A 12,566-nucleotide genomic window follows, 5' to 3' on the forward strand; every position below is an offset into this window, starting at 1 on the left:
TGCGCCGGTGTGCGGGGCGGGTTTGCCCCCACCCTCCCGCTTTGCGGGTCCCTCCCTCCCCCGCTCTCGGCGGACCCTTTGGGTCCGCCGAGAGCGGGGGAGGGGTAGGGTGGGGGTAAAACTCCCCAACCTCTCAGCGCATCGGCGTCAGACACTCACCGGAGGCGCCCGCGCGGCGTAGGGCCGCGTCGGCTGGCCGTCGTGGACAACCTCGTCCATGGGCAACGGCGCCGTGACCACCACGGCAACCGGCGGAACCGGAACGGGGGCCACGGCCGGACCAAGGACCTTGCCGCCGTGCAGCGACAGGCAGATCGGGCAGTAGGTGAAATGCCCCGGCATCCCCGCCGGGACCTTGCCGGACCCGCCATGGTCACCATGGGCGGCCATCGGCGTGTCCGTCTCCGCCATGCCATGGTCCATCCCATGGTCATGGCAGGGCTCGTCGGCGACCACGACGGCCGCCGCCTGCGACAGAGCGGCGGCGAGCGGCGGGGGCACGTGCGTGCCCATGACGATCGCGTGGACGAACAGGGTCAGCACGGCACACCATGCCGTTACCCATGTCGCCCTCGGTGCTGATCGCCACGCGTGCATAAGGTCACTATGAACGCATACGAAGAGCACAAAAACACAATAATTGTAAGGCCTTTCGCCCGTGCTGGACGGCCTCGCTTGCGCTCGGGAGCCTGCCCGTGATAGGCTTTCGATCCTACGACCCAGCCGGCGGGTGGCGGATGAAACAGCGCGACGTCCGACGTTTCACAGCGTTTCATTCCGTTTCATCCACCGGAGCCGTTTTCAAGAAGAGGGACCCCCGGCGATGACTGAGGTCCTGCGCCGCTACGGGCCGGTGCTGACGGGGCTCATCTTGCTGGCCGTCGCGGTCTGGCTGCTGCTGTTGGTCATTTTGCCGCAGCTGCTGATGGTGGACTTCTCCTTCCGGCCGTCGCTGCCCCCAAGCAAGCTCGGCGGGCCGGAGGACGTCTACACCGTCAAGAACTACGCGACGCTGTGGACCAACCAAATCCACCTCGCGATCTTCCTGAAGACGATCTGGGCCAGCAGCCTGGTCACCGCCGTCACGCTGGTCGTCTGCTACCCCGTGGCCTTCTACTTGGCGCAGGTGGCCCCCAGGCGCCGGCTGCCGACGCTCATGCTGATGCTGGTGATCCCCTTCTGGATCAACGAGCTGCTGCGCACCTTCGCCTGGTACATCATCCTGGCCTTCAACGGGCCGCTGAACACGCTGCTGGTGGGCTTGGGGATTTTCAGCGAGCCGCAGCGGCTGCTGGGCGGCGACGCGGGCGTCATCGTCGGGATGGTCTACGTCTACATCCTCTTCATGGTGTTCCCGATCATGAACGCCATGGAGTCGCTGGACCGCAACCAGATCGAGGCGGCGCGGGACCTGGGCGCCGGCTGGGTCCGCATCCACCGTCGCGTGGTCGTTCCGCACGCCAAGCCGGGCATCGCGGTCGGCTGCATCATGACCTTCATGCTGGCGGCGGGCAGCTACGCCGTGCCCGCCCTGCTCGGCGGGCCGCAGAGCCGCTGGTTCACCGAGGTCATCTACAACTGGTTCTTCGAGGGCGGGAACTGGAACCAGGGGGCGGCCTACGCCTTCATCCTGCTGGTCCTGTGCATCGGCTTCATCCTGCTGATGATGCGCCTGTTCCGCGTCGGCCTGACGGATATCGCGAAATGACGGGTGCCAAATGAGCGCCGCAAGCTTCCGCCGCTGGGCCACCGGGGCCTATCTCGTGGTCTTCTTCGGCTACCTGTTCCTGCCGCTGGGGATCATGGCGGCGGCGACCTTCAACAGCAGCCGCTTCCCCACCGTCACCCCCTGGACGGGCTTCACGCTCGGCTGGTTCTCCGCCCTCTGGGCCGACCAGCGGATGTGGCAGGCGTTGGGGACCAGCCTGCTGGTCGGGGCGGGGGTGATCGCGGTGGCGGTGCCGCTGGGGCTGGCGGCGGCCCTGCTGCTCGACCGGCTGCACAGCCGGGCGCGGACCTTCCTCTACGCCGTCATGGTGTCGCCGCTGCTGACGCCGGGGGTGATCGTCGGCATCTCCACGCTGGTCTTCTGGCGGCAGTGGTTCGGGGTGACCGGCGGCCTGTTCCTGACCATCGTGGCGCAGTCCAGCTTCATCGCCGCCTACGCGATGCTGCTGTTCCTGGCCCGCCTGCAACGCTTCGACCAGACACTGGAGGAGGCGGCGCTGGACCTGGGCGCCACGCACGGGCAGGTGTTCCGGCGCATCACGCTGCCGTACCTGACGCCGGCGATCCTGTCGGCGGCCTTCCTGGCCTTCCTGCAGAGCTTCGAGAATTACAACACGACTCTCTTCGTCCGCGGGCTCGACACCACGCTGACGGTCTACATCGCGTCCAAGGTGCGCACGGGGCTGACCCCGGCGGTCAACGCGCTGTCGCTGATCCTGATCGCGCTGACGGTGCTGGGCGCCGTCACCTACGAGATCCTGCGCCGGCGCGAGGAGCGCCGGCGGCAAGAACCCGCCCAGGAATAACGCGGAGGATGACGGATCAGTCCTCGTCCTCGTCGGCGTCGGCCTCGATCTGCGAGGCGAGGTCGCGCAGCATGTCGATGACATCCTCGTGGCTGGTCTCGTCCACGGCGGCGTTGACGGCGGCCTCGATCATGGCAACGGCGATGTAGGGGCCGAGAACGCCTCCCTCCTGGATCGCCGACTCAAGGTGCTTCTCGGCGATCGACAGGGCCTTCTCGAACAGGGCCTCGGCCGTCTGGTTGGTGGTGTCCTTGCTCATCGTTCGGTCCGTTGCGGGTGTTGGTCCGACTCCTATAACACCCGTGCGGGCGGCTTGGCGCGGCAAATCGGGCCCTTGACGGGATTGTGCGGGGAATGACCGCCATGCCCGGGCTTGCTCTCGCGCGACCGGCCGGCCACATTCCGGCAGGCTTTCCCCCATTTCCATGGCGACCATGACCGACCCGACCAGCCCCGACCATTACCGCTTCTGGATCGACGAGCACGTCCGCTTCGCCGACCTCGACACCCTCGGCCACGTCAACAACAACGCCATCGGGGTCTATTTCGAGCAGGCGCGCGTCCTCCTGTTCCGCGAGGCGAGCGGCTTCGGCGCGGAGTCGCCCTGGACCGTGGTGCTGGCCCGCAGCCTGATCGAGTACAAGGCGGAACTGCTGTACCCCGCCGACATCCGGGTCGGCGTCCGCGTTCTGAAGGTCGGCAACAGCTCCGTGGCGCTGGCCGTCGGCGTCTTCCAGGGCGACCGCTGCATCGCCACGCAGGAGGCCGTCTGCGTGATCGTCGACCGGGCCGCCCACCGCCCGACCCCCGCGCCCGACGACCTTCGCGCCGTGCTCGCCCGCTTCCAATGAGTTCCCCGCCCGTGACCCGTCCTGCCAAGCGTCTCCCTCCCAAGCGCCGCCCGCAACCGGCCGCCGAACCCCGCACCGTCGAGGTGACCGTCACCGAGGTCGGCGCCCGCGGCGACGGCATCGCCTCCGCCGAGGGGACCAAGCTCTTTGTCCCGCTGACCGTCCCCGGCGACCGGGTGCGGGTGCGCGTCCAGGATTCGGGCGGCGAGTCGAAGGGGGAGGGGCTGCGCGCCGAGCTTCTGGAGATTCTGGAACCCGGCCCGGGCCGCGGCACGCCGCCCTGCGGCCATTTCGGCAGCTGCGGCGGCTGCACGCTCCAGCACATGGACGATGCGGCCTACGCCGGCTGGAAGGTCGGTCTGGTGCGGGGGGCGCTGGCCCGGGTTGGTCTCGGCGACGCGCCCATGGCTCCGCTCTCCCGCACGCCGCCGGCCGCGCGCCGCCGCGCCCGCTTCGCGGCGCTGAAGCGGGGCCGGCGCGTCTGGTTCGGCTTCAACGAGCGGCAGAGCCACCGGCTCGCCGACCTGGAGGACTGTCCGGTCCTGCTGCCGCGGCTGGCCGCGCTGATCGAGCCCCTGCGGACCCTGCTGCTCGACGTCCTGCGGGACGGCGGCGGCTGCGACGTCATCGCCACCGACCTGGAGGGCGGCATCGACCTCGTGCTGGTCGGCCCGCGCAGCCTCGACCGCGCCGTGCGGGAGCGTTTGGTCGCGTTTGACGAGGCGGCGGTCGCCCGCATCTCCTGGCAGGCCGATGATCGGGGCATGCCGGAGCCCATCGTCCACCGGCGCCCCGTGGCCGTGCGTTTCGCCGGCCATCCGGTGACGCCGCCGCCCGGCGCCTTCCTGCAGGCGAGCGCCGAAGGTGAGGCCGCGCTGGTCGCGGCGGTGCTGGAAACGGTCGGGGAGGCCCGGCGTGTGGCCGATCTGTTCGCCGGGCTCGGCACCTTCGCGGTCCCGCTGGCCCAGCGCGCCGCGGTCCACGCGGTGGAGGGCGACGCCCCGTCGTTGGCCGCTCTGGCCAAGGAGGTCGGCGGGCTGCGCCTGACCACGGAGCGGCGCGACCTGTTCGAGAACCCGCTGACCGCGAAGGATCTGGCCCGCTTCGACGCGGTGGTCTTCGACCCACCGCGCGCCGGGGCGGCGGCCCAGGCCCAAGCCCTGGCGGGCAGCAAGGTGCCGCTGGTTGTCGGGGTGTCCTGCAACCCAGCCACCTTCGCCCGCGACGCCCGGACCCTGGTCGACGGGGGCTACGCGTTGGAACGTGTTTACCCCGTGGACCAGTTCCTGTGGTCCGCCCATGTCGAGGTGGTCGGGGTATTCCGGCGCTGAAGAACAAAGAGTCACCACAGAGACACAGAGAGTCCACGCCCTCCGTGCCTCTGTGTCTCTGTGGTGAATTTTCTCCTTACCCTCAGTCGAGCTGCATCACGATGGCCTTCAGGTAGGCCGACTCCGGCAGGTGCGGGTGCACAGGATGGTCCGGCCCAGCGCCGGCGCTGCGCAGGATGCGGCCCGTGCGGCCGGCGTCGGTCAGGCCGCGGGCGACCTGCTCGGCGAAGGTGGGCGTGTCGACGTTGTGGCTGCACGAGGCGCAGAGCAGGAAGCCGCCGGGCTTCGTGATCTTAGCGGCCAGGCGGGTCATCTTGCGGTAGGCGCGGCAGCCGACGGCGAGGTCCTTCTTGGACTTCACGAAGGCCGGCGGGTCGGCGATCACCACGTCGAAGAGTTCGCCGGCGGCGTTCAGCCGCTCCAGTTCGTTGAAGGCGTCGGCACGGCGCGCCTCGAAGCGGTCGGCGACTCCGTTGGCCTCCGCCGCGCGGGTCGCGTTGTCGAGCGCCCCCTGCGAGCGGTCCACCGACACCACCGACTCCGCCCCCGCCACCGCGCACAGCACGCCGAAGCCGCCGTTGTAGCTGAAGAAGTCGATCGCCCGCGCCCCCTTGGCGAGGCTGGCGATGAAGGCGCGGTTGTCGCGCTGGTCGTAGAACCAGCCGGTCTTCTGCCCGCCCAGCGGGTCGGCGAAGAAGGTGGCGCCGTTCTCCTCCAGCCGGATCGGCCCGTCGATCTCGCCCTTGACCAGCCGGGTCTCCTCCGCCAGCCCCTCCAGCGCGCGCTGGGTGCTGTCGTTGCGCAGGATCACCGCACGCGGGGCCAGCACCTCGTCCAGCGCCGCCAGGATGTCGTCGATCCGCTGGTCCATGAAGACGCTGTTGGCCTGCACCGTCACCACGTCGCCGTAGCGGTCCACGATCAGCCCCGGCAGCCCGTCGGCCTCCGCGTGGACGACGCGGTAGTAGGGCCGGTCGAACAGTTTCTCGCGCATCTCCACCGCGCGGCGGAGCCGGCCGGCGATGAAGGCGTGGTCCACCACCGTCGCCGGATCGGACGACAGCATCCGGGCGGCGATCAGCGTGTGCGGGTTGAACGTGGCGATGCCCAGCGGCGTGCCCCCGGGGTCGAGCAGGCGGACCGGGCTGCCCGGCGGGATCGCCTTGGCCGCCGTGTCCATCTGGACTTCGTTGGAATAGACCCAGGGGTGGCCGTGCAGGACGCGCCGCTGGCGGCCGGCCTGCAGATGAATCGCCCGGTACTTGACGGGTTTGGTCGTGGTGTCGGTCATGGGAGCGCATCCTAGCGCCTTGGCCGCCGGGCGCAATCCATCACGTTTGCGGACTCTACAGAGGGCGTTCGGCGTCCCGCGAATCGCTCTGCTGCGGCCGGGCCTTGTTGTCGTTGGCGCCGTCGAGCGGCTTGCACAGGCGCAGCGCCTCCGCCCGGTAGCCCTCGTTCCGGAAACAGCCCAGCAGGGACGGCTGCGAGCCCGGCTCCGCAGCGCCCTCCAGCAGGGTCGTGTGGATGGCCGAGCAGCCGTGGCCGCGCGCCAGCCCCTCCATGGAGCGCAGCAGCGTCTCCGCCGGGCCCGTCATGTCGAACAGGTCGAGCACGACGACGTTGGTCACGGCCAGGATTCGGCCGTGGCGGAGGCTCTGCTCGACCGTGAAGGAATACAGGCCGTGGATGTACCCCCGCGCGTTCTGGACGGTCATGATGCCGCTCGGCGCCGCGGGCGCCTCTTTCCGCGCGAGAAACACTGCGGCAAATGCGCGCCATTGCTCGACCGCCAAGTCCGGGGCGACCGCCCGCACCAGCGGATAGGCCTGGTCGATCTGGCGCTGACCGAGAGGTTTCGCGATGAAGCTGTCGTCCATGCCCATGCAGCCGCGTGAAGGACGATGAACGATGGCAGCGGGCGGTCGGAACGGTCGTTGACGTAGATCAATGTTGCCAAACCCACCCCTACACATATTGGGCCTATTGGAGGCAGGCGCGTCCGGCGTCGGCATGTGTGCATCGTGCGCGAACCTGCCCCCCTCCTTAACAGTACGTACCCAGCGGTGGTGCAACCTCAGAGGGAGCGGCCCGAGCCGCCCGGGGCAAACGGGAGAGATTGAATGACATCAGCGACTCTGACGCCAGGGGCCGCCCTGGGCAGCCAGCGGGTGTCGGAAAATGTGCGTTACCACGAAGACGCCGTCCGACTCTTCGTCATCGCTGCAGTGTTCTGGGGCGTCGTCGGCTTCCTGGCCGGCGTCTTCATCGCGCTGCAGCTTGCTTTTCCGGCGCTGAACCTCGGCCTTGAGTGGACGAGCTTCGGTCGCCTGCGGCCGGTCCACACGTCGGCCGTGATCTTCGCGTTCGGCGGCAACGTTCTGTTCGCCACCTCGCTCTACTCCGTGCAGCGCACCAGCCGCCAGTTCCTGTTCGGCGGCGACGGCCTCGCGAAGTTCATCTTCTGGAACTACAACGTCTTCATCGTCCTGGCGGCGCTCAGCTACGTGCTCGGCTACACCCAGGGCAAGGAATACGCGGAGCCGGAGTGGATCCTCGACCTCTACCTGACGGTCATCTGGGTCCTCTACGCCATCCAGTTCATCGGCACGGTGATGACCCGCAAGGAGTCGCACATCTACGTCGCGAACTGGTTCTTCATGGCGTTCATCCTGACCGTCGCGATCCTGCATCTCGGCAACAACGTCAACGTCCCGGTGTCGCTGACCGGGATGAAGTCTTACCCGTTCGTCTCGGGCGTCCAGAGCGCCATGGTGCAGTGGTGGTACGGCCACAACGCGGTGGGCTTCTTCCTGACCGCCGGCTTCCTCGGCATCATGTACTACTTCGTGCCGAAGCGCGCTGAGCGGCCGGTCTATTCGTACCGGCTGTCGATCGTGCACTTCTGGACCCTGATCTTCCTCTACATCTGGGCCGGCCCGCACCACCTGCACTACACGGCGCTGCCGGACTGGGCGCAGACGCTGGGCATGACCTTCTCGGTCATGCTGTGGATGCCGTCCTGGGGTGGCATGATCAACGGCATCATGACCCTGTCGGGTGCCTGGGACAAGCTGCGCACCGACCCGGTCCTGCGCTTCCTCGTCACGTCGGTGGCCTTCTACGGCATGTCGACCTTCGAGGGCCCGCTGATGTCCGTGAAGCCGGTCAACGCCCTGTCGCACTACACCGACTGGACCATCGGCCACGTGCACTCCGGTGCGCTCGGCTGGGTGGCCTTCATCTCCTTCGGCGCGATCTACTACCTGGTTCCGGTCCTGTGGAAGCGCTCGCAGCTCTACAGCCTGCGCCTGGTCAGCTACCACTTCTGGACCGCCACGATCGGCATCGTGCTCTACATCACGGCCATGTGGGTGTCGGGCATCATGCAGGGCCTGATGTGGCGCGCCTACGACAACCTCGGCTTCCTCCAGTACTCGTTCGTCGAGACGGTTGCGGCCATGCATCCCTTCTACGTGATCCGTGCGATGGGCGGTCTGCTGTTCCTGACCGGCGCCCTGATCATGGTCTACAACCTGTGGCGCACGGCGAAGGGTGACGTCCGCATCGAGAAGCCCTATGCCACCGCCCCGCACAAGGCGGCGGTCGGTGCGGCCTAACGCCCGGAGGATCTGAAGAAAATGGCTGAGGAAAAAAAGGGCTTTAGCCACGACACGATCGAGCGGAACACGCTTCTGCTCATCGTGCTGATCCTGATCACCGTGTCGATCGGCGGCCTCGTCCAGATCGTCCCGCTGTTCACGATCGAGTCGACCATCGAGAAGGTGGAGGGCGTCCGTCCCTACTCGCCGCTCGAGTTGGCTGGCCAGAACATCTACATCCGCGAAGGCTGCTACAACTGCCATAGCCAGCAGATCCGTCCGTTCCGCGACGAGGTGGAGCGTTACGGGCATTACTCGCTGGCCGCGGAAAGCATGTACGACCATCCCTTCCAGTGGGGCTCCAAGCGCACCGGTCCGGACCTTGCCCGCGTCGGCGGCAAGTATTCCAACGACTGGCAGGTCGCCCACCTGATCGATCCGCGCGCCGTGGTGCCGGAGTCGATCATGCCGGGCTACTCCTGGATGAAGGATCGTCCGCTGAAGTACGCCGACATTCAGGATCACATGAAGACCCTGAAGATCGTCGGCGTCCCCTACACGGACGACCAGATCGCCAACGCCAAGGCCGACCTCGAAGCGCAGAAGAGCCCGGACGGCGACACCGCCGGCTTGGCCAAGCGCTACCCGAAGGCCGTCGTGGCGAACTTCACGGGCAACAAGGGCGTCACCGAGATGGACGCGCTCGTGGCCTACCTGCAGGTCCTGGGCACGATGGTGGACTTCACCAAGTACCAGTCGCCGAAGCAGCTCCAGCAGTAACCGGGAGGGATCCATGGACTTGGATTCGATCACCATTGCCCTGCGGTCCTTCTGGACCATCTGGCTGACCCTGCTCTTCACTGGCATCGTGGTCTACGCCATGTGGCCCGGGAACCGGGGCAAGTTCGAAGACGCCGCCCGGATCCCGCTCAAGGATGATGGTCAGGAGTTTTAGGCCATGGCACAGAAGGAAAAGGACGCCCTGTCCGGCGTCGAAACCACCGGCCACGAGTGGGACGGCCTGCGGGAGCTGAACAACCCCCTGCCCAAATGGTGGTTGTACATCTTCTACGTCTGTATCGCGTGGGCGCTCGTCTACTACGTCCTGTACCCGGCTTGGCCGCTGGGCAAGACCTACACCAAGGGTCTGCTCGGCTACTCGCAGCGCGAGGAAATCGTCGCCAAGCTGGCCGAGGGCAAGAAGGCCCAGGAGAAGTACCTGACCGCGATCGCGGCCAAGTCGGTTGACGACATCCAGAAGGACAAGGATCTCCTTGCCTTCGCGATGGCCGGCGGCCGCTCCTACTTCAACGAGAACTGCGCCGCTTGCCACGGCGCCGGCGGCCAGGGCGCCAAGGGCTTCCCGACGCTCGCCGACGACGTGTGGCTGTGGGGCGGCACCACCGCCGACATCTACAAGACCATCCAGCACGGCATCCGTTCCGACGACGCGGACACCCGCGGCACGCCGGGCAGCGGCATGACGGCCTTCGGTCGCGACGGCATCCTGAAGCCGGAGCAGATCAACCAGGTCGCGGAGTATGTCCTGTCGCTGAACAAGCGCTCGACCGACGCCGCCGCCGCCGAGAAGGGCAAGGCCGTGTTCGACGAGAACTGCGCCGCCTGCCACGGCGACAAGGCGCAGGGCTCGCTGGCGGCCGGCATGGACGTCGGCGCCCCGCCGCTGGTCCAGGCGAACTGGCTGTACGGCGCGGACAAGGCGACCATCGTTCAGACGGTCACCAACGGCCGCGCCGGCGTGATGCCGGCCTGGTCGAAGCGTCTGGACGACGCCACGATCAAGTCGCTGGCGGTCTACGTCCACAACCTGGGCGGCGGCAAGTAAGCCAAGGCTTCGGTTGGTTCTACGGTGCCGGGGAGGCGACTCCCCGGCACTTTCTTTTTGCGCCCGCCGCACCGCCGGGCCGCCTCCGAATGCGCCCCGATTCCATTGATCCAGCGCAATGCCCCTGTGACGATCTGCCGCCATAGTCCCCTCGCCAAAGCCGCACCACGTCGGCACGGGCGTCCCGCTTTTTCGACGAACGGGCAGGCCCGCCGAACGCAGAAGCCCGACGAACGAACGAGAAGGCGAGGTCATGAGCACGAGCACGGACATCAAGCCGTCCAAGGGGCAGGCGCCCACCGCGCAATCACCGGCCGACACCACCCCGGGCGCCGAAGCCCTGACGGCCGCGCCGCCGAAGGCGCAACGGCGCGCGTCGCGGTCGATGTACCAGAAGCACAGCAAGGTTTATCCGAAGGCCGTGTCGGGCACCTTCCGCCGCCTGAAATGGACTGCGCTGGCCGTGCTGCTGGCGATCTACTACGTGCTTCCCTGGATCCGCTGGGACCGCGGGCCGAACGCCCCGGACCAGGCGGTCCTGCTCGATCTCGCCAACCGCCGCTTCTACCTGTTCGTCGTGGAGCTGTGGCCGCAGCAGATCTATTACCTGACCGGCGCTCTGATCCTGGCGGCGCTCGGTCTGTTCCTGGCGACCTCGCTCGCCGGACGCGTCTGGTGCGGCTACGCCTGCCCGCAGACGGTCTGGACCGACCTGTATGTGTGGGTCGAACGGCTGGTGGAGGGTGACCGCGGCGAGCGGATCCGTCTCGACCAGGGCCCCTGGACGGCCCGCAAGCTCGGCCGCAAGGCGCTGAAGAACCTGATCTGGCTGCTGATCGCCGCGGCGACCGGCGGCGCCTGGATCTTCTACTTCACCGACGCCCCGACGCTGCTGGGCGAGTTGGCTCGCTTCGAGGCCTCCTCGACCGCGGTCGGCTTCATCGCGCTGTTCACCGGCACGACTTACCTGCTGGCCGGCTTCGCGCGCGAGCAGGTCTGCACCTACATGTGCCCCTGGCCGCGCTTCCAGTCGGCGATGATCGACGAGGACAGCCTGATCGTCACCTACCAGGACTGGCGCGGCGAGGGCCGCAGCCTGATGCGCAAGTCGCAGAGCTGGGAGGAGCGCAAGGCCGAGGGGCTGGGCGACTGCATCGACTGTTTCAACTGCGTCCAGGTCTGCCCGGCCGGCATCGACATCCGCGACGGGTTGCAGATGCAGTGCATCGGCTGCGGCTTGTGCGTCGACGCCTGCGACGAGATCATGACCAAGGTCGGCCGCCCGACCGGGCTGATCAAGTTCGACACCCAGACCAACCAGGTGGCGCTCGCCACCACCGGCCAACCGGCGCCGACCCACCTGATCCGCCCGCGCACGATCCTCTATTCAATGATGATGCTGGTCATCGCCGGCGCCATCGCGATCGGGCTGGTCCTGAAGCCGGGGTTGGACATCAGCGTGCTGCGCGACCGCGCGCCGCTGTTCGTGACGCTGGCCGACGGCACGGTGCGCAACGCCTACACCTTCAAGATCTCCAACATGACCCGCGACCCGCGTGACTACACGCTGGCCGTGGCCGGGCTGACGGGCGCCCGCATCGCCGTCGCCGGCGAGGAGCAGGAGGACCAGGAGACGCAGCAGCGCCTGACCGCCGCGCCCGACATGGTCGCGACCTACCGCATCTTCGTGACCGCCCCGCGCTCCAGCCTGCAAGGCGCCTCCCAGCCTCTCACCTTCCGGCTGACCTCGGCCAACGGCGAGACGGCGACCTACGAGTCCGTCTTCATGGGGCCCGCCAACTAGCGGCCGGCCCCGCCCACCGCTTCGCTTCACCCTGACAACCAAGGTCCAAAACGCGATGACGATGTCCACCGACGCCGGAAACCGCCGCCTGCCGCCCCGCCGGATGGGCCGCCAGCCCGGCTGGTACATTCCCTGGATCTTCGTGGCCGGCTTCGCCGTGGTGATCGCGGTCAACGCCCTGATGGTGCACTACGCCATGTCGAGCTGGACCGGTGTGCAGACCGAACAGCACTTCATGAAGGGCATCAAGTACAACCAGGACCTGGCCGGCGCCCGCGCCCAGGCCGAGCGCGGCTGGAAGGTGGAGACGGAATTCACCGGGACCGAGTCGCAGAAGGGCCTCGTCGCGCTGACCCTGCACGATAAGTACGGCAACCTGCTGAAGGACGCCAAGGTGAAGGTCACCTTCATCCGCCCGACCAGCGAGGGCCACGACGTCGCCCTGGACCTGCCCTACCTGGGCGAAGGGCGCTTCGGCGCGCCAGTGGCGTTGCCCATGCCCGGCCAGTGGGACCTCCGTGTGGAGATCGAGCACGCGACCGGCGACTACCAGGACGAAAAGCGCATCACTGTGAAGTAAAATCGAGGCCAAGTAAGC

At 67.8% G+C, this 12,566-nt stretch carries 14 protein-coding genes; 10 read left to right on the forward strand and 4 right to left on the reverse strand.

Annotated features, from left to right (window positions below; genetic code table 11):
- Positions 1–147: 147 nt before the first annotated feature.
- Complete coding sequence (locus tag M2351_RS01035; protein WP_264654326.1) at positions 148–543, reverse strand: DUF2946 family protein; 396 nt, start codon at positions 541–543, stop codon at positions 148–150.
- A 280-nt stretch (positions 544–823) separates the two neighbouring features.
- Between M2351_RS01035 and M2351_RS01040 the strand changes: the two genes are divergently transcribed.
- Both M2351_RS01040 and M2351_RS01045 read left to right on the forward strand, forming a co-directional pair.
- Entirely contained in the window at positions 824–1,708 is an 885-nt protein-coding gene (locus M2351_RS01040; RefSeq protein WP_264654327.1) for an ABC transporter permease, read from the forward strand.
- Positions 1,709–1,718: 10 nt separating this feature from the next.
- Positions 1,719–2,534, forward strand: coding sequence for an ABC transporter permease (locus M2351_RS01045; RefSeq protein WP_264654328.1), 816 nt, complete (start codon positions 1,719–1,721; stop codon positions 2,532–2,534).
- A 16-nt stretch (positions 2,535–2,550) separates the two neighbouring features.
- Here M2351_RS01045 and M2351_RS01050 read toward each other — a convergent pair whose 3' ends face one another.
- The gene (locus M2351_RS01050; protein ID WP_209770548.1) at positions 2,551–2,793 is read right to left on the reverse strand and encodes a hypothetical protein; all 243 of its coding nucleotides are present in this window, start codon (positions 2,791–2,793) and stop codon (positions 2,551–2,553) included.
- A gap of 175 nt (positions 2,794–2,968) precedes the next feature.
- Here M2351_RS01050 and M2351_RS01055 point away from each other — a divergent pair, with 175 nt between their 5' ends.
- Positions 2,969–3,385: an acyl-CoA thioesterase gene (locus M2351_RS01055; RefSeq protein ID WP_264654329.1), complete on the forward strand. Its 417-nt coding sequence runs from the start codon at positions 2,969–2,971 to the stop codon at positions 3,383–3,385.
- A gap of 11 nt (positions 3,386–3,396) precedes the next feature.
- A complete protein-coding gene (locus M2351_RS01060) occupies positions 3,397–4,716 on the forward strand; it encodes a class I SAM-dependent RNA methyltransferase (protein WP_264654330.1) in 1,320 nt (439 codons plus the stop codon).
- Positions 4,717–4,798: 82 nt separating this feature from the next.
- On the opposite strand, the gene M2351_RS01065 is transcribed toward M2351_RS01060, so the two are convergent.
- Positions 4,799–6,007: a class I SAM-dependent rRNA methyltransferase gene (locus M2351_RS01065; RefSeq protein ID WP_264654331.1), complete on the reverse strand. Its 1,209-nt coding sequence runs from the start codon at positions 6,005–6,007 to the stop codon at positions 4,799–4,801.
- Between the two features lie 55 nt (positions 6,008–6,062).
- On the reverse strand, positions 6,063–6,596 hold the full coding sequence (locus tag M2351_RS01070) for a hypothetical protein (RefSeq protein WP_264654332.1): 534 nt from the start codon (positions 6,594–6,596) through the stop codon (positions 6,063–6,065).
- A gap of 243 nt (positions 6,597–6,839) precedes the next feature.
- On the opposite strand from M2351_RS01070, the gene ccoN reads away from it, so the two are divergent.
- From ccoN to M2351_RS01100, 6 genes are all read left to right on the forward strand, one after another.
- Positions 6,840–8,336 (forward strand): cytochrome-c oxidase, cbb3-type subunit I, encoded by a 1,497-nt coding sequence (gene ccoN, locus M2351_RS01075; protein ID WP_264654333.1) that lies wholly within the window; start codon positions 6,840–6,842, stop codon positions 8,334–8,336.
- A gap of 21 nt (positions 8,337–8,357) precedes the next feature.
- A complete protein-coding gene (gene ccoO / locus M2351_RS01080) occupies positions 8,358–9,098 on the forward strand; it encodes a cytochrome-c oxidase, cbb3-type subunit II (RefSeq protein WP_264654334.1) in 741 nt (246 codons plus the stop codon).
- A 13-nt stretch (positions 9,099–9,111) separates the two neighbouring features.
- Positions 9,112–9,273, forward strand: a complete 162-nt coding sequence (locus tag M2351_RS01085) for a cbb3-type cytochrome c oxidase subunit 3 (protein ID WP_209770558.1) — start codon at positions 9,112–9,114, stop codon at positions 9,271–9,273.
- A gap of 3 nt (positions 9,274–9,276) precedes the next feature.
- Entirely contained in the window at positions 9,277–10,164 is an 888-nt protein-coding gene (gene ccoP / locus M2351_RS01090; protein WP_264654335.1) for a cytochrome-c oxidase, cbb3-type subunit III, read from the forward strand.
- A gap of 253 nt (positions 10,165–10,417) precedes the next feature.
- Positions 10,418–11,968 carry a cytochrome c oxidase accessory protein CcoG gene (ccoG, locus tag M2351_RS01095; RefSeq protein ID WP_264654336.1) on the forward strand — a complete coding sequence of 517 codons (1,551 nt, stop codon included), beginning with the start codon at positions 10,418–10,420 and terminating at the stop codon, positions 11,966–11,968.
- A gap of 55 nt (positions 11,969–12,023) precedes the next feature.
- Positions 12,024–12,548, forward strand: coding sequence for a FixH family protein (locus tag M2351_RS01100; RefSeq protein WP_264654337.1), 525 nt, complete (start codon positions 12,024–12,026; stop codon positions 12,546–12,548).
- The last annotated feature ends 18 nt before the right edge of the window (positions 12,549–12,566 follow it).

The organism is Azospirillum canadense (genome assembly GCF_025961225.1).
Lineage (GTDB): Bacteria > Pseudomonadota > Alphaproteobacteria > Azospirillales > Azospirillaceae > Azospirillum > Azospirillum canadense.